Raw genomic sequence first — 22,694 nt, 5'->3', positions numbered from 1 at the left:
CTGACTCTCGATGACAAGGATCGCCCATGAGCTCCCGCAACCCCGTCCTGTGGCCTGAGGGCCTGTTCGTCAAGCCGCAACATTTCCAGCAAGCCGCCCGGGCCAGCGAAGCTGCCTTGCAGCAACGCTTCGCCAGCCTGAATGCAGCGTTCTACGGCTTCAGCGAACTGCAGCTGAACGACGAGTACCTGAGCCTGGGCAAGATCGCCATTACCCGCGCCCGAGGCATCATGCCCGATGGCACGGTGTTCGACATTCCCGCAGATCTGCCACCGCCGCCACCGCTGGAAATCATTGATGACGGTGCGACTGACAGCGAGGTATTCCTGTGCCTGCCACTGCGCACCGAAGGTGGCCGCGAGGTGAGCTGGCCCGACAGCGCGGCCAACGTTCGCTACAACGCCCAGGCCCATGAGATCAAGGACACCCACAGTGCCGACGGCGACCTGGTGCAGGTCGACTTGGCCGTGCCCAACCTGCAACTCAAGCGCAAGGCCGATGACAGCAGTGCCTACACCCGCCTGGCAGTGGCACGTATTCTTGAGCGCCGTCCCGATGGCAGCCTGCAGCTGGACGAAGCGTTCTATCCCACAAGCGTTTCGGTACGCGCAGTACCAGCCCTGCAACGCTCCCTCGAAGAAATCACCAACACCCTGCGCGAACGCGCGCGCAACCTGGCCGCCCGCATTGGCGCATCCGGCCAATCGGGCATTGCCGACATCCGCGACTTCAACCTGCTGCAAGCCATGAACCGCTGGTGGCCGTGCTTCCAGCACCTGGCCAGGCAAGGCCAGACGCACCCCGAACAACTGTACCTCTGCATGAGCCAGGCCTGTGGCGAACTGGTGACCTTCACCGACGAAGGCAGGTTGCCGCAGGAATACCCCGCCTATCAGCACACGGCGCTGCGCACATCGTTCAAGCCGCTGCAAGACACCCTGCGTCGTGCGCTGGGCACGGTGTTGCAACCGCGCGCCGTATCCCTGCCCCTGGCAACCCAGGACTACGGGGTGATGACAACAACGCTGGAAGACCGCCGCCTGATCGACGAAGCCGACTTCATCGTCGCCGTGCGCGCCGACCTGCCGCCGACGACGTTGCGCAAGCTGTTCGTGCAGAAAGCCAAGGTAACTTCACTGGAAGGCTTGAATGATCGCGTTCACAAGCAGTTACCCGGAATTCCGTTGCGGCAGTTGCCAGTAGCGCCTCGCGAACTGCCCTTCCATGCAGGGTTCAGCTACTTCGAACTGGACCGCCGCGACCCGGCCTGGGGCTGCATGAAGACGGCAAATGGCTTCGGGATACACATCGCCGGGGAGTTCCCGGGGCTTGAGATGCAGTTCTGGGCAATCAGGAGTGAATGAAATGGATAAAACTGACAACACGCACAACGGCACCAGCAAAGCTGAGGGTGCGCGGCTGCCCGATACGCTGCATAAATCGGAGCCTGGCCCCACAGCCGCTGCTGGCGCTTGCGAGGCCCCGACGCAGGAGCCCAAGCCGGAGCCCGGCCATGAAGGTTATGCCGCTGATCCCGAGTTCCAGCTGCGTGGCGGCTACGACAACCTGATGCTGGACGCCGCATCCCCCCTGTTCGGCTTGGTCATGCGCCTGCGCACCCTGGATGAATTACCCAACATCAAGGACGTGCACCGGCAGGTACGCAACCAGATCGACAACATCAGGGAAGAAATGCGCCAGCACGGCTACGAGCACACTCAGCTGCTGGCCTACTCCTACGGTCTGTGCCTTTACATCGATGAAGCGGTCATGGAAACACCCTGGGGCCAGACCAGCTGCTGGAGCCAGGAGCCACTGCTGAGCATCTTCCACGACGAAACCTGGGGTGGCGAAAAGATCTTCACCGTGCTCTCGCGCCTGATGCAGGAACCCGAGCGCTACCAGGACGTGCTGGAGTTCATGTATTTCGCGCTGTGCCTGGGCTTGAAGGGCAAGTACGCCATCGCGCCGAAAGGCGAAGAGTCGCTGAACGGCCTCATTCACCAGCTTCACGGGATCATCCGCGAACTGCGCGGCCCCGTGCCGGAATCGGTCGGCGATCCCTACACCAACGTGGCCCCGCGCAATTTTCGCATGAACCGGCAATGGCCCTGGTGGAGCCCGTTGGTGATTTCTGCAGTCGCCATGGCCGTGGCCTACAGCATCTACAGCTACCGCCTGCACCTGATAACAACCGAGGTGCTGGAGTCACTCAACGGCATCTTGCAGCAATAGCGCGTCGAACAGCGACGCAACCGAATCCAACGAATTGACGAGGTACCTGCCTCGTTGACAAGCCCATCGTTTCCGATGGCCACGCCGCTCGTGCTGGCGTGTTGTATCCACATGGACGCAGGAGAAACTGCCATGCCAACACCCGCTTACATCAAGATCGAAGGCCAGACCCAAGGAAATATCACCGCAGGCGCCTTCACCTCTGACTCGGTCGGCAACGTGTTCGTCGAGGGCCATGAAGACGAGATCCTGGTGCAGGAAATCAAGCACCAGGTGACTACCCCAACCGACCCGCAGAGTGGCCAACCGGCGGGCCAGCGGGTGCACAAACCGTTCATTTTCACCAGTGCCCTGAACAAAGCCACACCGCTCATGTACCAGGCCTTGGCCAGCGGCGAAATGTTGCCGACGGTAGAGGTCAGCTGGTATCGCACCTCAGTGGAGGGCAAGCAGGAACACTTCTTCACCACCAAGCTGGAGGACGCCACCATCGTCGATATCCACACCACCCTGCCGCATGCGCAGGACAAGGAAAACGCTGATTTCACACAATTGATCGAAGTGTCCATGTCCTACCGCAAGATCTCCTGGGCTCATGTGGTTGCAGGCACCGAAGGCTCGGACGACTGGCGCAAACCGATCGCCTGACCCCACTGAATTGCCCCAGGCAAGCCTCGCGCTGCCTGGGCTTTCAACTCTTCGGACGGCGGACAAGGATCTTTTATGCCTAGCCAATCTGATTTGCGCTACAGATTCGAGCCACTGGTGGGCGACGTTGAGTTCGAAGTGGTGTCGTTTGAACTCAGGGAAGCGATCAGCGCACCCTTTACTTTGGAACTGGAGCTGGTCAGCTTCGAGCCCGATATCGACTTCGGCCAAGTGCTGGACAAACCGGTGGTACTCACCATCCTGGATGAAGAAGGGCCGGTGCGTTACGTGAACGGCCTGGTGAGCAGCTTCAGCCAGGGCGAAAGCGGCTTTTACCGCACCTACTATCACGCGCTGGTCGAACCCATTCTGGCCCGCGCCGGCCTGCGTTCGAACTGGCGCATCTTCCAACAAAAAACCGTGCCGCAGATTCTTGAGTTGATGCTCAAACGCCAGGGCATCGATCAGTACGAACTGCACGCGGTCGATAACCATCAAGTGCGCGAGTTCTGCGTCCAGGCCGGTGAAACCGACCTTGCCTTTATCGCCCGCCTCGCTGCAGAAGAAGGCTTTGTCTACCGCTTCGAGCATAGTGAAAAGCTGCACAAACTGATCATCACGGATCGCGTGCAGTCGCTTGGCCTGATCAGCCACGGCGCGCTCAAGCGCGAGGATGAAGACGAAGGATTTTTTGAAGACGGGGAAGTGATTGACCCCAATACCGTGCTGTATCAGTCCAACAGTGGCGGCGATCAGGCCAGGCCCTGCCTGCGGCGCTTGCGCTATAGCGAGCAGGTGCGGACAGCGCGGCAGGTCCAGCGCGATTACACCTTCACCCATCCTGCCTATCGCCAGGAACACCGCGCGTCTGGCCCCTTTCTGGAGCATCAGTCCAGCGAATATGAGCGCTTCGATTATCCCGGCCGCTACAAGCGCGATGCGGTGGGCAAACCGTTCACTGAAAACCGCATCACCGCCTTGCGTCATGATGCACGCATTGCCGAAGTTCAGGGGGATGACGCACGGCTACAACCCGGGCTGAGCTTCACGCTGACCGGTCACCCTCGCGATGACCTCAATGCCCACTGGCGAGTGAACAGTGTCGTTCACAAGGGCCGCCAGTTCACCAGCCTGCAGGAAGAGGCTGCCAGCGTCGACCAAAGCACGCGCTATGAGCAAACCGCAGTGCTGGTGCCAGGTCGCACCGAATGGCGCCCTGCCCCTTTGCAGAAACCTCGCGTGGACGGCCCGCACATGGCCACCGTGGTCGGCCCGCCCGGTGAGGAGATCTATTGCGACGAGTGGGGCCGGGTCAAGGTCAGCTTCCCCTGGGACCGCGAGAGCAGGAGCAACGAGTTCAGCTCTTGCTGGGTGCGGGTATCGCAAGGCTGGGCCGGAGGCAGTTGGGGCGCGATGGCCATCCCGCGTATCGGCCAGGACGTGATCATCCAATACGTCAATGGCGACCCAGACCAGCCGATGATCACCGGGCGTACCTATTGCGGTGATCAGCTACCGCCCTATGACCTGCCCCGACACAAGACGCGTATGACCATCAAAAGCCAGACCCACAAGGGAAATGGCTTCAACGAACTGCGTTTTGAAGATGAACTGGGGCAGGAAGAGGTGTTCATCCACGCACAGAAAGACCAGAACATCGTGGTCAGGCACGATGAGTCCACGCAGGTCGGTAATGACCGCACCGAACAGGTCGATAACGACGAATCGATTCAGATCGGCCATGACCGCACTGAAACGGTCGGCAATGATGAGCGCGTCAGCATCGGACAGGACGCTGCTCTGGATGTCGGCCGTAACCAGACCATCAAGATTGCCAAGGACCGTGTGGAAACCATCGGCAATCACCGCCACGACAAGATTGCCGCCAATCATCACAGCAGCATCGGCGGCAACCTCGAACAGCAGGTCGAAGGGCATGCCGAGCTCGAAGCCCGAGGAGAAATCCGCAGGCGCACCCGCCGCTACGAGCTACGCACAGCGCAAGCCGTGATCATTCAGGGCCCTGGGGGTTCCATCCAGATCGATGGGACAGGCATCACCCTGGAGGGCCCGACAATCCGCATAAACGGCCAGTTGCTCAAATCGGCAGACGGGGCAACCAACCCCTTTTCCATCAGCAGCGCACCGGTCACGGGAAAACCCCTTGAACGTGGATGCGGGCGCCGCCCCGATGGCACCTGCGGGCTGCCCGACTGCCGCTGCATCAGAGGGCCGGGCCAATGAACACCACCACTTCGAACGCACCGCCTGGCGAGCAGTTCGGACAAGGCGCTCGCTTTCTGGTGCTCATGACCAGCGTGCTCGAATACTGGGCCTACCGACCCATCCCTCAGGAAGGTGAACTGGTCCCGGCCTATGCCCCCTCGGTGCTTGAGCTCATCAATGACGTAAACCGAAATACCCAGCATGAATGGCTGTGGAGGCGCAGCATTCTGGACGAGCAGCATGATTTTGGGCCGTTGCTGGTAGACGTGACGGAAGCGCCTGATCTGCTTGTCCATGCTATATCGACCTGGATGCCGATTGGCGGCGCCATTGCCCTGGATGCGCAGATTGGCCTCACCGCGTTGGCAGCTCACTTCACCAGCCTTGTTCAAATCACCCTTCCCGATCAGGGATCTGCGACCTTTCACTTCAAACCGGACCATCTCGAAGCCTGGCTGAATGCACTGGATGACGACCATCTGGCCACTTGGCTTGGGCCAGTGACTTCACTGGCCTGGCGAGCCAACTGGGGGCCGGCTCACGCGTGGAAAACCCTTGAGCGCAGCCCGACCACCGGCCGCTCCTTCGCGGACACCCCCATGCGCCTTCGCCAGTTGGAAATCGAGCGATTGCAAGCAGGCATGCACGAGCACTTCGTTCTGTCTTTGGCGCATGAGGTGTTAGCGCTGCAACACCCTTCCACCCATATATTGGCCGACATTCGGCGCTGGATTGAAACCCTGCTGCCACAACTGAAGGCCCTCAACTTCCGCGATGAGGAAGTCGCTGGGCAGTTCATCAGGCTGATGGCTAGGCACATGTGGCTCATGGGCAATGATCAAGCCGGGAAGATCTACACCAACCTCGATGAGTCCCCACAGAGCCGCCTTCGCGAACTGCAAGCCTTGATAGAAAGCAAGGAGCCCGTCCATGAATGACGCCAGTGTCAGCAGTGCCACCTCCGGCCCTGCCTGCAGTGCGCGCGTGCCGATCCTGCCGGTGCGCTATGCCATCGTGCCGCGTACGGGCGCTACCCCTGCCTGCCGCTACGCCGACGCAGGCTTCAACCTGGAACAAGGCTTTACCCCCCTGCAGCACTCCGCCTACACCCTGCGTGCCCTGCGCCCTGGCTACATCTACGTGTTCATGCAAGGCCCCCAGGGCGAAAAGCTGGTCATTCATGAATACGACGGCGAAGGCCACTACAAGGAACTGCACTACCGGGGCCTGGAGGCCTATCACCTGCGTCATCGCTACCAGGCCAGCCGGACCGTGGGCTGGGTGTGGGCCGATACCTGCCCGGACACCGCCAAGGAAGTGTGGATCGGCTACAGCCCGCATTTGTGGACCAACGCCACGACCGCGCGCATCACCGGTTCAGCCGCCTTGCGCAAACGGCATATGCGCCAGCTGGACATGGCCGAGCTGGTGGCCGGCAACCAGTCACCGTCCAACCAGCCCCATGTGTTGCCGGTCAGCGCCCTGCAAACCTGGGTCGAAGACTTCAAGCCGGCCAGCCGGCGCATGCCACTGACCTGGAGTAGCCATCCGTTCACCGACACGCTGCCCATCGGCAACCTCACCGCCATGGCGCGGCACTACCCGAGTACCCAGCCGAAAGTCCCGGTGGTGGTGGCCCTCGCCGATGCCGAAGGCATGGCCCTGGACCTGGGCCTGTCGGTGTCGGCCTACCAGCATCAACTGCGTGACCTGATGCCCGCCGAGCAGCTGGAACACACCCGACCTGCGCAAGGCCCCGAGCATGAACGGGTGCCGGCGTGCTACCGGCTGGATGCCGAACAGCTGAGCCGACAAAGCCGCGATTTCCACCATCGCAACCTGGTGGGCATGCTGCTGAACAAGACGCTGGAAAGCCTGTACCCGGCCGATGCACCGTCACCGGAGCTGGCCGCCTTCAGGATCAACACGGAACGCCGCGGCCCCGCCGCTGCTCCGGCAGCGGCACGCTTCGAGGCCCTCACTCACCAGGACTACTCCCCCGGCGGCGCCCGCCTGGCACAGCGCATTGATACCGCCAAATACCTGCGCTTTCTCGCTGAACGCGATGCGCTGGAAGAGCGGCTTGCAAGCCTGCGCAACCTGGCCTTGCAAGCCAGCAACGATCACGACGTCTGGCTGGCCACGGCGGAGGCCGCTGCTGTCGATAATCCCTACAGCCTTGCTGCGGCGCTGGCCTGCTACGACCGTGACGAACGCCTCTCCGCCCGCGGCCTGGAAATATCCCTGGCGCTGATAATCAATCCAATGGGTCAGCCAACACCCGGTACCGAAGACCAGGATCGACGCTTCAAACGCCTGGAACAGTGGCTGGATCAGCACGACAGCCCGCTGTACACAGCCCTGGCACCGTTCAACCCGTTCAAGGACAAGGCCGACTCGATCGGCAGTCTGTTCGGCGCCAGCGACAATGTGGTCGAGGGCCTGGCCGGTCGTTTCCCGGCCATGGCCGACATCACCGACCTCACCGCCCAGTCGGTCAATGCCGTGGTGCTCAAGCGCTTGCGTGGAAAGACAAGGTGGGATGCCAGTCATGGCCTGCGTCAGCAAGTGCTGCTGGCAGCACGTGAAGGCAATGCCGAGAAAGCGCTGGGGCTGCTGGCAGCCCGGTATCGGATCACCGAGCAGGCAATTCGGGAAAATCCGTTCAGCCAGGAGGTAGAGAAATACCTCAAGAACGGGATGGCGCAAGTTGAAGAAATGAAGCAACTGCGTATCTCGGGAAGCCGAACGGTGTCAATTGAACTGACCACTACCGCGCGGGTGAAGCCTAACTTTGTCGGGTTGCTTGTTTCTGGCGGCGGAGGCGGTTTGAACGCGGGGATGCTGTGGTTCAACGTGCTGTCGCTGAAGACGGCCTATAACAGCCTGCAGAAGAGCGATGCCCCGGAATACGCGATGGGGTTTGCTTCATCCATTTTTGGCGTGATCGGTGCGGCAGCGGCGACGTTGGTCAGCACACGGGCCACGCAAAAGGCCGTCATGCTGAGGCTGAGTTCAACAGCCCCGGGGATGGCTTTTGGCAACGGCGTTATCAGTTTTTGAGCAGTAATCTGTTTGCGCGTTTGGCGGGGTATCCCGCAATAGCGTTTAGCTTGTTTTCTGATGGTTCCAAAGCATGGCGTCAGAATGCAAACGGCAATCAAGCGGCGGCCGCATACACAATGACTGGTGGATTAACCATGGCATTGGGTTCTGCTGTCGTCCTTGAGGCAGGACTTGCAGTCGCGGGCGCTACATCGATTGTGCCCTTTGCCGGATGGGCTGCAGTTGCGGTTGTCCTCGTAGGGGTGGGCATCATTGCAGGAGGTCTCTACCTTCATGCCAAAGCTCACGAGCACCTTCACAGTTCAATTGAGCTTTGGGCAGCCCGCAGCATCTTCGGCAATCGCATCAATGATGGAGAAACCCGCGCTGAAATTACGCTGGACTATGAGAAGAAACTTCCCGCCTTTACTTCGCTGCACGCAGAAATCAAAGCTTGGCACAATGAGCATTATGGGCCAAAAGTGCTATCAGCCGAGCAAGCTCGATCACTCGGTGTAAAGAGCATCGATAGCAGATGGCGTGAGAACAATCACTGGGCGCCACCAGACTGGACTGCCATCACACGCAACGAAGTAGCCACGACTCAACCAACCGCTGAGTTCGTAGTGCTTCTGCCAAGCTTCGTGCTAGGGGTAAGCGAATGGGCTGGAAGTTTGGCCGCCTTTCGTAGCGACCAAGGTATGGACGTGTTCCCCATCACGCCTACCGGGCACATCACAGGCGCCGGGTTGGTTTTGCATTTCAAAAACACGCTAACCCACCATAAATCTATATCTCTGCGGCTAGTCTACTTATCTAATCAGGGGTTAGATGGCGACAGTGAGACCCACTCAAACTTCCTTCTCGAGCGCTGATCATGGCGACCATCTGGATATTCAACACAACATCAGCCTCAGGGCATAAACCCGCCATTGGCGGGCAGCTAGCTAGCTTATCCGAAACCACTTTATGCCTGCGTAATCCTTGGGTCACAGACTCTGTCTTCATGGGCAAGCTGTACTGCGCGATGATTATCGCTTTGATGATCGGCTTTTTTCCATTCCTGCTGTCCAACGAAGCCTGGGCCCCCTATACCTTCAACCCTATCTTGATCATCGGAACAGCGTGCGGGCCTTTGATCTTTCTTCCATTCCTGATTTATCGAATATATTTCATAAAAGGCTTATCCAGCTTCTGCCTCAACCGCTCAACCCAAAAAATTTACTATCAACGCTTAAGCAAGTTAATTGTCTTCGACTGGAACAATACCGGCGGAGGCGTTTTCAAACGCACCGAATATGGTGGCTCGTCGTTCAGCACCAGTTACGCCCTTGCCTTCGCCCCTCGCCGAGAGGACGGCACTCTCCATCAGAAAGACTGCCTCTGGATCGACAGCAACGAACCCACAGAACCCGGGGTCAGGCACGTCGCCGAAGTCTGGGAATACCTACGCCATTTCATGGACCACGGCCCGGACAAACTTCCCCCGCCAAGTGAACCCAACTGGTGGCACAAGCCGCTTCACGCCATCTGTCTGACCCCGGCAGAAGCCTGGCGCCACTATGCCCCATGGCGAACCGGCGAGCCGGGAGAAATGCAGGGCAAAAAGAACTGGCAATTGCCATTCTGGGCGGTGCTGTTCCCCTACAACCTCACGCTTGCCATCTGCTGGTACGGCCTCTGCCGGCTCTTCAACATCCGGGCCGCCGCACCACCCCAGGCGGCCTTCGAAGAAGCACCGGTCATTCAACCAGGTAAAAGGAAGCGCAAATGAAACCCATCGTACTTGTAGGCCATCGTCATGAGTGCCCGATCCATGGGGTGGGCATCGTGGAAACCGGGGCAAGCGCCGCGTTCGTGGATGGCAAGGCCATCGCACGGGTCGGCGACCGCATCAGTTGCGGCGCCGTCATCGAAACCGGCGCTGCCTGCACGATCATCGAAGGCCAACCGGCCGCCAGGGAGGGAGATACTACCAGCCATGGAGGCGTGCTGGTCGAGGGAGACCCGGGTTGGCTGATTAACTAACCGCAACCACCAACTAAGCCGTGCATTCTCATGCCTGCCTGTCAACGACCGGGGCCGTCCTGCGGCCTCTTATCGCCAGCCGCTTCTTTCAGGAACGCCCCATGGAACCACGCCATGTTCTATCAAGTACTCTCGTGTAGGAACAAACTTACAGATATCTCTCGGCATTAAACAAACCATTCGCCGACACACCCACTAACATCTTCAAAAATAACTTCTCAAATTATTTCACTGCTTGCATTACGGCTTTGCAGCCACTAACACTATCTCCATCAACCGCTGGAGATGAACCATGTCCCGCCTTGCCGAATTCCGCGCCCTGGAGCGCCTGCTCGCTGCTAAAAAATCCGAACTTTCCTTCATCAAGGTCAATCCCCATTTCAAACGCGAATTCGAATTCGAATGCAAACTCCACGACTTGCTTGCCGAATACCAGTTCAACCTGTCGAATGTCGTGGCCATCCTCGAGAGCCAGAGCCGGCAGGAATACGACGATAGTTATCAGCATTGGTCTCGTCTCGCACCATCCCCGCGTTACCGCGCGCGGCAAAGCAAGTACTACAAGAACCCGTACACGGGCGAGGTGGTGGAAGCGAAAAGCACTTTGCACAAGACAGTGCGATCGTGGATCGAGCAATACGGCCGCGCCGAGGTCGAGCGCTGGGCTACTGCCTGGGCCTGAATGCACGCTGGCATGACGTCCATAACCCGCACTTCCCCCCTCCCGCACGACTTGCGCCATCCTGTATCCAGCGCCAGTCCCGACTACCTTCATCAATTGACCGGCCCCTGCCCCACACGCAGGCAACGCAACCGTTCGATAACCGAACAGTAGCCCGTCTCTCGAATTGACGCTGCCGGCATCACTGCTCACCATGCACCGGCCTTGCGTGCCCTCTGCCCGGTAACTGGTCACGTACCCGTAGCACCGCAGCTGACTACAATTTCAAGAAACGAGCAGTCTATGAACCATTCCAAGATCACCCCCGCCGCCACCCGGATGCCTCAGGGTTCGATCGGCGACAAGCTTCGCGGCGCCTTCGGCGTCGGCAAGACCCGCTGGGGCATGCTTGCCCTGGTGTTCTTCGCCACCACCCTGAACTACATCGACCGCGCCGCACTCGGCATCATGCAGCCGGTGCTGGCCAAGGAAATGAGCTGGACGGCGATGGACTACGCCAACATCAATTTCTGGTTCCAGGTCGGCTATGCGATCGGCTTCCTGCTGCAGGGCCGTTTGATCGACAAGGTCGGAGTAAAGCGCGCGTTCTTCTTTGCCGTGCTGCTATGGAGCCTGGCCACCGGGGCCCACGGCCTGGCCACCTCGGCGGCCGGTTTCATGGTTTGCCGTTTCATTCTTGGTCTGACCGAGGCCGCCAACTACCCGGCCTGCGTGAAGACCGTACGCCTGTGGTTCCCGGCGGGTGAGCGGGCGATTGCCACCGGCCTGTTCAATGCGGGTACCAACGTCGGCGCCATGGTCACCCCGGCGCTGCTGCCGGTGATCCTGGCGGTGTGGGGCTGGCAGGCCGCGTTTATCGCCATGGGCAGCCTGGGCCTGGTGTGGGTGGTGCTGTGGCTGCTGAAGTACTACAACCCTGAAGACCACCCCAGCGTGCGCCAAAGCGAGGTCGAGTACATCCAGCAGGATGACGAGCCCGAGCCCACTCGCGTGCCATTCAGCCGCATCTTGCGCTTGCGTGGCACCTGGGCGTTCGCAGTGGCCTATGCGATTACTGCGCCGGTGTTCTGGTTCTACCTGTACTGGCTGCCGCCGTTCCTCAACCAGCAATACAGCCTGGGCATCGACGTGACCCAGATGGGCATCCCGCTGATCATCATCTGGCTGACTGCAGACTTTGGCAGCATCGGTGGCGGCATCCTGTCGTCCTGGCTGATCGGACGCGGCGTGCGCGCAACCACTGCGCGGTTGGTGTCGATGCTGATCTTTGCCTGCACCATGCTCAGCGTCACCTTCGCGGCAAACGCCAGCGGCCTGTGGGTCGCAGTGGCGGCCATCTCGCTGGCGGTGGGTGCGCACCAGGCGTGGACGGCGAACATCTGGAGCCTGGTGATGGACTACACACCCAAGCACCTGGTGAGCACAGTGTTCGGCTTCGGCAGCATGTGCGCGGCGATTGGCGGCATGTTCATGACGCAGATTGTCGGTAGCGTGCTGACTGCTACCCACAACAACTATGCCGTGTTGTTCACCATGATTCCGGCCATGTACTTCCTGGCGTTGGTGTGGATGTACTTCATGGCGCCGCGCAAGATCGAGAGCGCCTGAGGACGTTAGCCATTTACCTCTACGGGGCCCTTGCGGGCCCTTTTTTTGCCTGGGTGACCGGACCTGCTGAATGCGCCGGGGTGATCGCCGGCAGGCCAGCCCATGGGGATCGCGTCAGGGCTGACAAGGGCCTGCCGCAAGGCCTGCAGCAACCGTTAGCCTTGATGCGATCCCCGTAGCTTCCCCCGCGCAGAGGCCACCTCAGGCAACCGATCAATCAGCGCTGCAACGTGGCCATGTCGATCACGAATCGATACTTCACATCCCCGGCAATCATCCGCTCATACGCCTGGTTGATATTGCGGATATCCAGCATCTCAATATCACAGCGAATGTCATGCTCGGCACAGAAATCCAGCACCTCCTGGGTTTCAGCGACCCCACCGATCAACGACCCTGCCAGCACCCGGCGCTTCATCACCAGGTTGGCAGCATGCACCGCCGGGTCGATCGGTTCGATCAGGCCGACCAGGATGTGCACGCCATCGAACTTCAGCGTTTCAAGGTACGGGTTGAGGTCGTGCTGCACCGGAATGGTATCGAGCAGGAAATCGAAACGGCCGGCAGCGGCGCGCATCTGTTCAGCATCGGTGGACACGATCACGTGGTCGGCGCCTTGTCGGCGGGCTTCCTCGGCCTTGGCCTGGGAGCGGGTGAACAAGGTCACTTCGGCGCCCAGGGCCTTGGCCAGCTTGATGCCCATGTGGCCCAGACCACCCATGCCGAGGATGCCGATCTTGTGGCCCGGGCCGACGCCATGATGCTTGAGCGGCGAATAGGTGGTGATGCCGGCGCACAGGATCGGCGCGGCGCTGGGCAGGTCCATGCCGGCCGGGATACGCAGCACAAAGTGCTCACTGACCACGATGCTGCTGGAGTAACCGCCCATGGTGTTGCTGCCGTCGACGCGGTCGGGGGTGGCATAGGTCATGGTCGGGCCTTCCAGGCAGTACTGCTCCAGATCCTTGGCGCAGGCCTCGCAGTGGCGGCAGGAGTCGACCATGCAGCCGACGCCAACCAGGTCGCCGACCTTGTGCGCCGTCACCTGGCCACCCACCGCAGTGACGCGGCCGATGATCTCGTGGCCAGGCATCAGCGGGTACACGGCGATGCCCCATTCGTTGCGCGCCTGGTGGATGTCGGAGTGGCACACGCCGCAGTACAGGATCTCGATCGCGACGTCGTCCGGGCGCGGGCTGCGGCGCTCGAAGGTCATGGGGGCCAGGGGGCTGGTGGGGGTTTGGGCGGCGTAACCAATGGCAGTGTACATGCAGGGCCTCGCAGTGAAGTGAAACGATTCAGGCGGCGCATTCTGCGCGTGGTTTACCGCCGCGCCCACGGCTGATCCTCCGGCATGCATGCCTGATTCTCCGAAGATGCCATAGGACACCTGGCGCTCTGCCTCCAATCTGCGATGATCAGGCTGTCTGATTCTCTGCCTTGGTTCACTATGCAACTGACCCGCCACGTCGATGCCAATGCGCCGCTCTGCGAACTGATTCGCAGCCTCGCCACCCGCCCGGGTTTCGTGTCCACGCATTTGCCCCAGGTGCAGGTACTCAGCTGGGACCACTATGTGGCCAGCAGCCCGCAGATCTATGAGCCCAGCCTGATGATCCTGGCGCAGGGCAGCAAGCTGGCCCGCCTCGGCCCACGCACCCTGGAATACGGCGCGGGGCACTACCTGGTGCAGGCATTGTCGGTGCCGTTCATGTGTGAAACCTTCGCCACCCGCGAAGCGCCGTTGCTGGGGGTGGCGGTGGACATCGACCGTGCCGTGCTCGGTGAACTGGTGCAGCGCATGGACCTGGCGCCGGACGTTGCGGTGCAGGCGCAAACACCGCAATCGATGACCTCGGCGGCGCTGGACGCACCCATGCGCGAAAGCGTGGAGCGCTTGCTGCGCTGCCTGCAGGACCCGCTGGACGCCAAAGTGCTAGGCGCGTCGCGGGTCCGCGAGGTGCTGTACACCGCCCTGCGCGGCCCGCAAGCCGGCGTGTTGCGGGCACTGGTGGAGCAACAGGGGCACTTCGCCCGCATCGGCGCCGCCCTCGCTCACCTGCGCGAGCACTACACCGAACCGCTGAGCGTGGAGGCGCTGGCGGCACGCGCCAACATGAGTGTTTCCACGTTCCACGAGCATTTCAAACGTTGCACCGACATGGCGCCGATGCAGTACCTCAAGCGCCTGCGGTTGCTGAAGGCGCAGCAGATGCTGATCGGCGAAGGCCTTGGGGTGGCGCAGGCGGCACACCGGGTGGGCTACCAGAGCACGTCGCAGTTCAGCCGCGAGTACAAGCGCCAGTTCGAGCGCAGCCCGGGGGACGAGTTGCCCTACCAGAGTTTGCCGGTTTGAGGCGACAGGGCTGCAAGGCAGCGTGAAATTGTAGCGTCAAAGAGCTACCCGACCGTTCATCCGGGTGGTAGATTCGCCGCCATGAAAACCACCCGGCACACTCGCACGCTGACTGCCTGGACGCTCTATGCCAGCGTCCTGTTCAGCCTGTTGCTGTGCGGCCTGCATCATGGCCAGATGGGCGGCCTGCGCCTGGCTGGCCTGGAAGGCGGTTTCTGCTCGGTCAACAGCGAACACGGCGTGGCCATCGACCTCGATGGCGCCGGCGGTGACCAGCACATGGCCCAGCTCGACTGCCCGGTGTGCTCCTCATTTGGCCTGGCCGTGCCGCTCGGCAGCAGCGGCTGGTCGCTCACCCCGGCGCAAGCCGTTGCCAACTCGCCCATCGTCGTGCGCAGCTGGGCGCAGCCGCCCCCGCGCTACCTACGCCCCGCGCTCAATCCTCGCGCCTCCCCCACAGCCATCCCCGCAGCCATACTTCATCTCGCCTGACCTCAGCCGGGCGCGCCTGCCTGCGCGCTCGCGGTCAGCCATGACCTTTGCGTGGAAGACACATCAACATGCTTCGCCATTCCTCCCTGGTGCTCCTGATGGGCACCTGCAGCTTTGCCTGGGCCGACGGCGCCGCCGTGGAACTGGGCGCCACCACCATCGACGGTGAGCGCGACCCCGCCAGCGGCGTACAACTGGACGAGCCGATCCGCACGGGCTCACGCCTGGGCCTGACCGCGCGGGAAACGCCCGCCTCGGTCAGTGTCTCGGACCGCCGCCTGATCGAAGAACGCGGCGCCAAGGACAGCCAGGACGTGATCAACGCCATGACCGGCGTCAACGCCTCGGCAAACCCCGGCTTTGGCGGTTTCGTCGCCTACCGCGGCTTCACCCAGAATCAGGTCACCCAGTTGTACAACGGCATCAACCTGGGCTACAGCAGTGCCACCCGACCGATAGATGCCTGGGTGCTCGACCGGGTCGAGCTGATCGGCGGCCCCTCCTCGTTCCTGCATGGCGCCGGTGCGGTGGGCGGCTCGATCAACTACATCAGCAAGCTGGCCAGCCGCGACCAGCAAATCGTCGACGGCCGTATCCGCTACGGCAGTTTCGACGACAGCGAAGTGGCGTTCGGCATCAACCAGGCACTGGCCAGCAACCCGGCCGACGCCCGGAACTTCGCCCGCCTGGACTTTAGCCGCGGGCATGGCAACGGCTACGTCGACCGCAACGAGCGGCACAGCGACAGCCTGGCGTTCTCGCTGCTCAGCGATCTGGCGCCCAACCTCACCCACACCCTGGCGCTGGAGTATCAGGAAGACCGCGAAGACAGCCCCTACTGGGGCTCGCCGATCCTCCCCGGGCGCAGCACGATGAAAATCGACAACAGCCGCCGCTTCGAAAACTACAACGTCGCCGACGGCCGCTACGAGCAGCGGGTGCGCTGGCTGCGCTCGATCCTCGATTACCAGGTCAGCGACAGCACCAGCGTGCAGAACACCCTGTACCACTACAACGCCCAGCGCGATTACCGCAACCTCGAACGCTACGCCTATACACCCGACGGCAAAGTGCAGCGCAGCAGCCCCTACCTGCAAAGCCACCAGCAGAACCTGCTGGGCGACCGCCTCGAAGTGCGCCACGACAACCAGCTGCTTGGCCTGGCCAGCCAGTGGTCGCTGGGGCTGGAATACTCGCGCATGCGCCAGACCCTCTACCCCACTTCCAGCAGCTGGAGCGATGTGGTGGATGCCGAGCACTTCGACCCCGGCAGCTTCGATGACATACCCGGGGTCAATGCCGGCCTGACCAAGCAACGCCGCCACGAGGTAACCAACCGCGCGGTGTTTGCCGAAAACCGCCTGCAGCTCACCGAGCGCCTGGCCCTGCTGACCGCCCTGCGCTACGACTACCTGGACATGCAGGTAACCAACTACGGTGCGGTCACGCCAACCTCGCCGGCGTATTTCGAGCGCCGCTGGGAACCGCTGTCCGGGCGCATCGGCCTGACCTATGCGTTGACCGCCAACGCCAGCCTTTATGCGCAGTACAGCAGTTCGGCCGACTTGCCTGCCGGTTCGCTGGCGGCAGCGACCTATTCCAACGTGGGGTTGTTCGACCTGTCCAAAGGCGAGCAGTGGGAGGTGGGCAGCAAGTTCGATTTCCTCGATGGGCGCGGCGCGGCCACGCTGGCGCTGTACCAGATCGTGCGCAAGGACTTTGCCGTACGCGACTCGAACGACGCCAACCTCACGGTCCAGGCCGGACAGCAGACCTCGCGGGGCGTGGAGTTGTCCGGGCGCCTGCAGGTAACGCCGAGACTGCTGGCCGAGGCCAACTATGCCTATGTCGATGCGCAATACGATGAGTTCAACGAGGCGGTCAACGGCGTGTCGGTGTCGCGCAAGGGCAACGCCCCGGTGAACGTGCCGGCCAGTGTCGCCAACCTGTGGCTGACCTACAGCCTGTCCGCGGCGTGGTCGGTGGGCGCGGACGGGCGCTACGTGGGTTCGGTGTATGCCGACAACGCCAACAGCCTCAAGGCCCCGGCGTACACGCTGTTCGGCGCCTTCGCCCGCTACCGGCTGGGTGAGCAGACCACGCTTACCGGGCGCGTGCGCAACCTGACCGACGAGGTGTACGCCAAGCAGGCCTACAGCAGCCAGTACTACATGGGGCCACCGCGCACCGTCGAACTGGCGCTGGACATGCGCTTCTGATGCACAGGGCGATGCCGGCCTGGTGCTGGCATCGTCCTTAAGGGCAGTTCCTACGCACAAACTCCACAAAACCGTCGACCGCCCTGAGTGATAATGGTCGTCATCACCCATGCCGGCATGAAAGCTGGCCCCTGCATCATCAAGGAAGTCCCTCTGTTCAGACCGTTGTCCCCAGCGCTGGTGGTTGTCACCCTCATCGCGCTGACAGGCTGCCAGAGCCGTCCTGCCTCCGAGCCCGACACGCTCAGCCTGCAAACCTTCACCCGTGACATGCAGCAAGCGTTGCAACTCGGTATCGCCACCGCCGATACCGGCGAGCCTGACGCTGGACCTGAGCCGGCTGCCCGGCTTCAGTACTGACGAACAGGGCAAGGCCCAGGGCTACAGCGAACTCGAATACGCGCCGTGGAAGGTCGGGAGACTGTAAGAACACTGCGCCCCTGGTTGAATCGAATATCCCGAGGTCGCCCTCGACACAGCACCCTTGCGCTCCCGGTTATCTACTGGCGAATACTACCAATGGAACCGGAGAGCCCCCGCATGCCCGCACCTCATGAGGTATCCCCCGCCACCCTGCGCCGGGTGATCGCTGCCTCGGCCATCGGCAACTTCGTCGAATGGTTCGACTTTGCCGTCTACGGCTTTCTCGCCACGCTGATCGCCAGCCAGTTCTTTGCCAGCGAGGACGCCAGCGTAGCCTTGCTCAAGACCTTTGCGGTGTTCGCCGTGGCCTTTGCCCTGCGCCCACTGGGCGGCATCGTGTTCGGTGCGCTGGGCGACCGGCTGGGGCGCAAGCGCATCCTGTCGCTGACCATCCTGCTTATGGCCGGCTCCACAACCCTGATCGGCCTGTTGCCAACCTACGCCAGCATCGGCCTGGTCGCCCCCGTGCTGCTGACCCTGGCGCGCTGCCTGCAGGGCTTTTCTGCCGGTGGCGAGTATGCCGGTGCCTGCGCCTACCTGATGGAGCACGCGCCCAGCGACAAGCGAGCCTTTTATGGCAGTTTCGTACCGGTCTCGACCTTTTCCGCCTTTGCCTGTGCAGCGGTGATCGCCTATGGCCTGGAGGCCAGCCTGTCTGCCGAGGCCATGAGTGCCTGGGGCTGGCGTGTTCCGTTCCTGATCGCGGCACCGTTGGGGCTGGTCGGGCTGTACCTGCGCTGGCGCATGGAAGAAACCCCGGCCTTCCGTGAAGCGGTCGCTCAAGGCAAGCAGCACGAACACTCGCCTCTCAAGGAAACCCTGCGTCACCATGGCCGGGCGATTCGTAACCTGGGCGCTTTCATCTCGCTGACGGCGCTGTCGTTCTACATGTTCACCACCTACTTCGCCACGTACCTGCAACTGGTCGGCAACCTGACCCGTGCGCAGTCGCTGCTGGTAACCACCGTGGCCCTGCTCTTCGCCGCCGTCGGCTGCCCGCTGGCCGGGGCGTTCTCGGACCGGGTCGGGCGGCGCAAGACCATCGGCTTTACCTGCCTGTGGGTGATGCTGTGCGTGTTCCCGGCGTATTGGCTGGCCAGCTCCGGTTCGCTGTCGGGCGCACTGCTGGGGGTGATACTGCTGGCGGTGGGGGCATTGTGCAGCGGCGTGGTGACCGCGGCGTTGCTGTCGGAAAGTTTCCCTACCCGCACCCGCTATACCGCCTCGGCGATTACCTACAACGTCGCCTACACATTGTTTGGCGGTACCGCGCCGCTGGTGGCGACCTGGCTGATCGGGCAGACCGGCAGCAGCCTGGCCCCGGCGTTCTACCTGGTGGTGATTGCCCTGGTGGCGTTGGTCGGGGGGTTGGCGTTGCCGGAGACTTCGCGGATTTCGTTGCATGATGACGTGGCGGCGGACGGCGCTAGCGGTGAGGCTCGTCGTAACGTTTGAAATCCTGGGGCCGCTGCGCGGCCCATCGCCGCGGTTCGTCGCCACGACAAGCCAGCTCCCACAGGGATTGCGTCAAGGCCGACAGCCGCGATCCCTGTGGGAGCTGGCGCCCCGGATTATCAGCCCTCCTGCGCCTCCTCCTCCCGCCGATACGCCCACTGATACAGCGCCGGCAACACCAGCAATGTCAGTGCGGTAGACGACAAGATCCCGCCAATCACCACGGTCGCCAGCGGCCGTTGCACCTCTGCCCCGGTTCCGGTAGCCAAGGCCATCGGGATGAACCCAAGCGACGCCACCAGTGCCGTCATCAGCACCGGCCGCAACCGCGTCAGCGCGCCCTCCTCGACCGCCACCCGCAACGTGCGCCCTTCCTCACGCAAGCCACGGATGAAGGCGATCATCACCAGCCCGTTGAGCACCGCTACCCCGGACAGGGCAATGAACCCCACCCCGGCAGAAATGGACAGCGGAATATCCCGCAGCCATAGCGCCAGCACCCCACCGGTAAGGGCGAACGGAATGCCGGTAAATACCAGCAGCCCATCCCTGAGGTTGTTGAACATCATCAGCAACAGCGCCATGACCAGCAGCAAGGCTACCGGCACCACCACCTGCAGCCGCTCGGTCGCCGACTGCAACTGCTCGAACTGGCCACCCCAACGCGTCCAGTAACCCGGCGGTATCGGCACTTGGCCAATCAACGCCTGTTCGGCCTCATCGACAAACGAGCCCAGGTCACGCCCGCGCACATTGGCACTGACCACCACCACCCGCTTGCCGTCCTCACGGCTGACCTGGTTGGGCCCAAGCTGCAGGTTCAGCGTGGCCACCTGCGACAGCGGGATAAAGCCGATTTGCCCGGTGCCCGCAGTGGCACTGGCCGGCACCGGGATCAACAGGCTGGCCAGCCCGTCGACATCGGTGCGCAGGGTTTCCGAAAGGCGCACCACCATATCGAAGCGACGGTCGCCTTCATACAGGGTGCCGGCCGTACGGCCACCCACGGCGATGGCGATGGCATCCTGTACGTCGCCCACATTCAGGCCATGGCGGGCGGCCTTGTCGCGGTCGATGTCGATGGTCAGCACCGGCAGGCCGGTGGTCTGCTCGACCTTCACCTCCGAGGCGCCAGGCACGCCCTGCAGGCTGCTGGCGATCTGCGCAGCGGTGCGGTTGAGCACGTCCATGTCATCACCGAACAGTTTCACCGCCACATCACTGCGCACCCCGGAAATCAGCTCGTTGAAGCGAAGCTGAATCGGCTGCGACAGCTCGTGATTGCTGCCCGGCACGCTGGCCGCAGCCCGCTGCACCTCGGCGATCAATTCGTCCCGTGGCTTGCCCGGGTCGGCCCATTGCGCAGTTGGACGCAGCATCACATAGGCGTCGGAAATGTTCGGCGGCATCGGGTCGGAGGCAATTTCGGCCGTGCCGGTACGGGCGAACACCCGTTCCACTTCCGGCACCTGGGCTATGATCGCCCGTTCCAGACGCTGCTGCATGTCCACCGACTGCGACAGGCTGGTACCCGGCACGCGCAGGGCCTGCAGGGCAAAGTCCCCCTCGCTGAGGCTGGGGATGAACTCGCTGCCCATGCGGCTGGCCATCACCCCGGACAACACCACCAGGGTGGCGGCGGCGGTGAACGCCAGCTTGCGCCGGACCAGCACCCAGGCCAGCACCGGGGCATAGCGCTGGCGCGCGGTACGCATCACCAGGCCTTCCTCTTCCTTGACCTTGCCGGTGACGAACAGCGCGAGGGCCGCGGGCACGAAGGTCACCGAGAGGATCATGGCGCCGAGCAGGGCCATGACCACGGTAAAGGCCATGGGGTGGAACATCTTGCCCTCGACCCCGGTCAGGGCGAAGATCGGCAGGTACACCACCATGATGATGAGCTGCCCGTAGATCAGCGGCCGACGCGCCTCGCGGGCGGCGGCAAACACTTCATGGAAGCGCTCGCTGCGGGTCAGCATGCGGCCATGCCGTTGCTGGGCATGTGCCAGGCGGCGGATAGCGTTTTCCACGATCACCACCGCGCCGTCGACGATGATGCCGAAGTCCAGCGCACCCAGGCTCATCAGGTTGGCGCTGACCTTGTTGCTGAACATGCCGGTAAAGGTGAACAGCATCGACAGCGGAATGACCATGGCGGTAATCAGTGCAGCGCGGATGTTGCCCAGGAACAGGAACAGCACGGCGATGACCAGGATGGCGCCTTCGACCAGGTTCTTCTTCACCGTGGCAATGGCTTTTTCCACCAGGTTGGTGCGGTCGTACACCGTCACCGCGACCACGCCCTTGGGCAGATTGCGGTTGATCTCGACCAGCTTGGCAGCCACCGCCTGGGACACCGTGCGGCTGTTCTCGCCGATCAGCATGAACACCGTGCCCAACACCACCTCGCGGCCGTTTTCGGTTGCCGCGCCCGAACGCAGTTCCTCGCCCAGGCCAACCTGGGCGACATGGCTGACGCGGATCGGGGTGCCGTCGACGCTGGAGATGACGATGTTGGCGATGTCCTCGGCGGAGGCCACCTGCCCGGGCGCACGGATCAGCAACTGTTCGCCGTTGCGCTCGACGTAGCCGGCGCCGACGTTCCCGTTGTTGCGCTCCAGCGCCGTGATCAGATCGTTCAGGGTGAGTTTGTAGGCGGCCAGGCGCTTGGGCTCCGGCGCAATCAGGTACTGCTTGGCATGGCCGCCGATGCTGTTGACTTCGGCCACCCCCGGCACATTGCGCAGCTGCGGCTTGATGATCCAGTCCTGGATCACCCGCAGGTCGGTCAGGGTGTAAGGGCTACCGTCATCCTTCAGCGCCCCCTCCTCGGCCTCCACAGTCCACAGGAAAATCTCGCCCAGCCCGGTAGAGATCGGCCCCAGGCCAGCCTGGATGCCATCGGGCAACTGCTCGCGGGCCACTTGCAGGCGCTCGTTGACCAGCTGGCGGGCGAAGAACAGGTCGGTATCGTCATCGAAGATGACCGTAACCTGCGACAAACCGGAGCGCGACAACGAGCGGGTCTGCTGCAGCCCGGGCAGGCCGGCCATGGCGGTCTCGATGGCGAAGGTGATGCGCTGCTCGGTCTCCAGCGGCGAATAGCCGGGGGCGGCGGTGTTGATCTGTACCTGGACGTTGGTGATGTCGGGTACGGCGTCGATCGGCAGCTTCTGGTAACTGTGGATACCCACCGCGGCCATCAGGACCACGGCCAGCATCACCACCAGGCGCTGCTCGATGGCGAATTGGATCAGGCGTTCGAACATGCAGGTGT

The 22,694-nt window shown here is 62.3% G+C and carries 16 protein-coding genes and 1 pseudogene; 15 read left to right on the top strand and 2 right to left on the bottom strand.

Features of this window, described 5'->3' with window-relative positions:
- The first annotated feature begins 26 nt into the window (after nucleotides 1–26).
- The 10 genes and pseudogenes from tssK to AC5O5I_RS10665 all read left to right on the top strand — a co-directional run bounded on the left by tssK (nucleotide 27) and on the right by AC5O5I_RS10665 (nucleotide 12,472).
- Nucleotides 27–1,364 carry a type VI secretion system baseplate subunit TssK gene (tssK, locus tag AC5O5I_RS10710; RefSeq protein WP_172285416.1) on the top strand — a complete coding sequence of 446 codons (1,338 nt, stop codon included), beginning with the start codon at nucleotides 27–29 and terminating at the stop codon, nucleotides 1,362–1,364.
- Between the two features lies 1 nt (nucleotide 1,365).
- Complete coding sequence (icmH, locus tag AC5O5I_RS10705; protein WP_494512552.1) at nucleotides 1,366–2,235, top strand: type IVB secretion system protein IcmH/DotU; 870 nt, start codon at nucleotides 1,366–1,368, stop codon at nucleotides 2,233–2,235.
- Between the two features lie 132 nt (nucleotides 2,236–2,367).
- Nucleotides 2,368–2,883 carry an Hcp family type VI secretion system effector gene (locus AC5O5I_RS10700; protein ID WP_172285754.1) on the top strand — a complete coding sequence of 172 codons (516 nt, stop codon included), beginning with the start codon at nucleotides 2,368–2,370 and terminating at the stop codon, nucleotides 2,881–2,883.
- A 75-nt stretch (nucleotides 2,884–2,958) separates the two neighbouring features.
- A complete protein-coding gene (locus AC5O5I_RS10695; protein WP_494512551.1) occupies nucleotides 2,959–5,127 on the top strand; it encodes a type VI secretion system Vgr family protein in 2,169 nt (722 codons plus the stop codon).
- A complete protein-coding gene (locus tag AC5O5I_RS10690; RefSeq protein WP_172288572.1) occupies nucleotides 5,124–6,047 on the top strand; it encodes a DUF4123 domain-containing protein in 924 nt (307 codons plus the stop codon). Before AC5O5I_RS10695 ends, AC5O5I_RS10690 begins: the two co-directional genes overlap by 4 nt.
- Nucleotides 6,040–9,029: pseudogene (locus AC5O5I_RS10685) on the top strand (T6SS effector BTH_I2691 family protein). Before AC5O5I_RS10690 ends, AC5O5I_RS10685 begins: the two are co-directional and overlap by 8 nt.
- A gap of 2 nt (nucleotides 9,030–9,031) precedes the next feature.
- Entirely contained in the window at nucleotides 9,032–9,928 is an 897-nt protein-coding gene (locus AC5O5I_RS10680; RefSeq protein WP_494512550.1) for a DUF6708 domain-containing protein, read from the top strand.
- On the top strand, nucleotides 9,925–10,182 hold the full coding sequence (locus AC5O5I_RS10675) for a PAAR domain-containing protein (RefSeq protein WP_494512549.1): 258 nt from the start codon (nucleotides 9,925–9,927) through the stop codon (nucleotides 10,180–10,182). Before AC5O5I_RS10680 ends, AC5O5I_RS10675 begins: the two co-directional genes overlap by 4 nt.
- A gap of 292 nt (nucleotides 10,183–10,474) precedes the next feature.
- Complete coding sequence (locus AC5O5I_RS10670; protein WP_172226236.1) at nucleotides 10,475–10,864, top strand: histone-like nucleoid-structuring protein, MvaT/MvaU family; 390 nt, start codon at nucleotides 10,475–10,477, stop codon at nucleotides 10,862–10,864.
- A 282-nt stretch (nucleotides 10,865–11,146) separates the two neighbouring features.
- Entirely contained in the window at nucleotides 11,147–12,472 is a 1,326-nt protein-coding gene (locus AC5O5I_RS10665; RefSeq protein ID WP_172226239.1) for an MFS transporter, read from the top strand.
- 217 nt (nucleotides 12,473–12,689) lie between these two features.
- Here AC5O5I_RS10665 and calA read toward each other — a convergent pair whose 3' ends face one another.
- Nucleotides 12,690–13,742, bottom strand: coding sequence for a vanillin reductase (calA, locus tag AC5O5I_RS10660; RefSeq protein ID WP_172226242.1), 1,053 nt, complete (start codon nucleotides 13,740–13,742; stop codon nucleotides 12,690–12,692).
- 180 nt (nucleotides 13,743–13,922) lie between these two features.
- On the opposite strand from calA, the gene AC5O5I_RS10655 reads away from it, so the two are divergent.
- The 5 genes from AC5O5I_RS10655 to AC5O5I_RS10635 all read left to right on the top strand — a co-directional run bounded on the left by AC5O5I_RS10655 (nucleotide 13,923) and on the right by AC5O5I_RS10635 (nucleotide 19,417).
- Nucleotides 13,923–14,828, top strand: coding sequence for an AraC family transcriptional regulator (locus AC5O5I_RS10655; RefSeq protein WP_172226245.1), 906 nt, complete (start codon nucleotides 13,923–13,925; stop codon nucleotides 14,826–14,828).
- A gap of 81 nt (nucleotides 14,829–14,909) precedes the next feature.
- The gene (locus tag AC5O5I_RS10650) at nucleotides 14,910–15,320 is read left to right on the top strand and encodes a DUF2946 family protein (RefSeq protein WP_172226248.1); all 411 of its coding nucleotides are present in this window, start codon (nucleotides 14,910–14,912) and stop codon (nucleotides 15,318–15,320) included.
- A gap of 68 nt (nucleotides 15,321–15,388) precedes the next feature.
- Nucleotides 15,389–17,539 (top strand): TonB-dependent receptor, encoded by a 2,151-nt coding sequence (locus tag AC5O5I_RS10645; RefSeq protein WP_494512548.1) that lies wholly within the window; start codon nucleotides 15,389–15,391, stop codon nucleotides 17,537–17,539.
- 93 nt (nucleotides 17,540–17,632) lie between these two features.
- Nucleotides 17,633–17,899 carry a hypothetical protein gene (locus AC5O5I_RS10640; protein WP_172226218.1) on the top strand — a complete coding sequence of 89 codons (267 nt, stop codon included), beginning with the start codon at nucleotides 17,633–17,635 and terminating at the stop codon, nucleotides 17,897–17,899.
- 180 nt (nucleotides 17,900–18,079) lie between these two features.
- Nucleotides 18,080–19,417, top strand: coding sequence for an MFS transporter (locus tag AC5O5I_RS10635; protein ID WP_494512547.1), 1,338 nt, complete (start codon nucleotides 18,080–18,082; stop codon nucleotides 19,415–19,417).
- Nucleotides 19,418–19,536: 119 nt separating this feature from the next.
- On the opposite strand, the gene AC5O5I_RS10630 is transcribed toward AC5O5I_RS10635, so the two are convergent.
- Nucleotides 19,537–22,686 (bottom strand): efflux RND transporter permease subunit, encoded by a 3,150-nt coding sequence (locus AC5O5I_RS10630; protein WP_494512546.1) that lies wholly within the window; start codon nucleotides 22,684–22,686, stop codon nucleotides 19,537–19,539.
- Between the last annotated feature and the right edge of the window lie 8 nt (nucleotides 22,687–22,694).

It is taken from the genome of Pseudomonas sp. 9_2_1, from assembly GCF_059295275.1.
Note: the sequence above shows the minus strand (reverse complement) of the source record. Positions and strands in the feature narration are given on the sequence as shown.

Bases quoted from the DNA above. Each gene is read 5' to 3' on its own strand.
- AC5O5I_RS10675 (WP_494512549.1), top strand. From the start codon at position 9,925: ATGAAACCCATCGTACTTGTAGGCCATCGTCATGAGTGCCCGATCCAT.
- AC5O5I_RS10650 (WP_172226248.1), top strand. From the start codon at position 14,910: ATGAAAACCACCCGGCACACTCGCACGCTGACTGCCTGGACGCTCTAT.
- AC5O5I_RS10690 (WP_172288572.1), top strand. From the start codon at position 5,124: ATGAACACCACCACTTCGAACGCACCGCCTGGCGAGCAGTTCGGACAA.
- AC5O5I_RS10695 (WP_494512551.1), top strand. From the start codon at position 2,959: ATGCCTAGCCAATCTGATTTGCGCTACAGATTCGAGCCACTGGTGGGC.
- AC5O5I_RS10645 (WP_494512548.1), top strand. From the start codon at position 15,389: ATGCTTCGCCATTCCTCCCTGGTGCTCCTGATGGGCACCTGCAGCTTT.
- tssK (WP_172285416.1), top strand. From the start codon at position 27: ATGAGCTCCCGCAACCCCGTCCTGTGGCCTGAGGGCCTGTTCGTCAAG.
- AC5O5I_RS10665 (WP_172226239.1), top strand. From the start codon at position 11,147: ATGAACCATTCCAAGATCACCCCCGCCGCCACCCGGATGCCTCAGGGT.
- AC5O5I_RS10655 (WP_172226245.1), top strand. From the start codon at position 13,923: ATGCAACTGACCCGCCACGTCGATGCCAATGCGCCGCTCTGCGAACTG.
- AC5O5I_RS10680 (WP_494512550.1), top strand. From the start codon at position 9,032: ATGGCGACCATCTGGATATTCAACACAACATCAGCCTCAGGGCATAAA.
- AC5O5I_RS10640 (WP_172226218.1), top strand. From the start codon at position 17,633: ATGGTCGTCATCACCCATGCCGGCATGAAAGCTGGCCCCTGCATCATC.
- AC5O5I_RS10700 (WP_172285754.1), top strand. From the start codon at position 2,368: ATGCCAACACCCGCTTACATCAAGATCGAAGGCCAGACCCAAGGAAAT.
- AC5O5I_RS10630 (WP_494512546.1), bottom strand. From the start codon at position 22,686: ATGTTCGAACGCCTGATCCAATTCGCCATCGAGCAGCGCCTGGTGGTG.
- icmH (WP_494512552.1), top strand. From the start codon at position 1,366: ATGGATAAAACTGACAACACGCACAACGGCACCAGCAAAGCTGAGGGT.
- calA (WP_172226242.1), bottom strand. From the start codon at position 13,742: ATGTACACTGCCATTGGTTACGCCGCCCAAACCCCCACCAGCCCCCTG.
- AC5O5I_RS10635 (WP_494512547.1), top strand. From the start codon at position 18,080: ATGCCCGCACCTCATGAGGTATCCCCCGCCACCCTGCGCCGGGTGATC.
- AC5O5I_RS10670 (WP_172226236.1), top strand. From the start codon at position 10,475: ATGTCCCGCCTTGCCGAATTCCGCGCCCTGGAGCGCCTGCTCGCTGCT.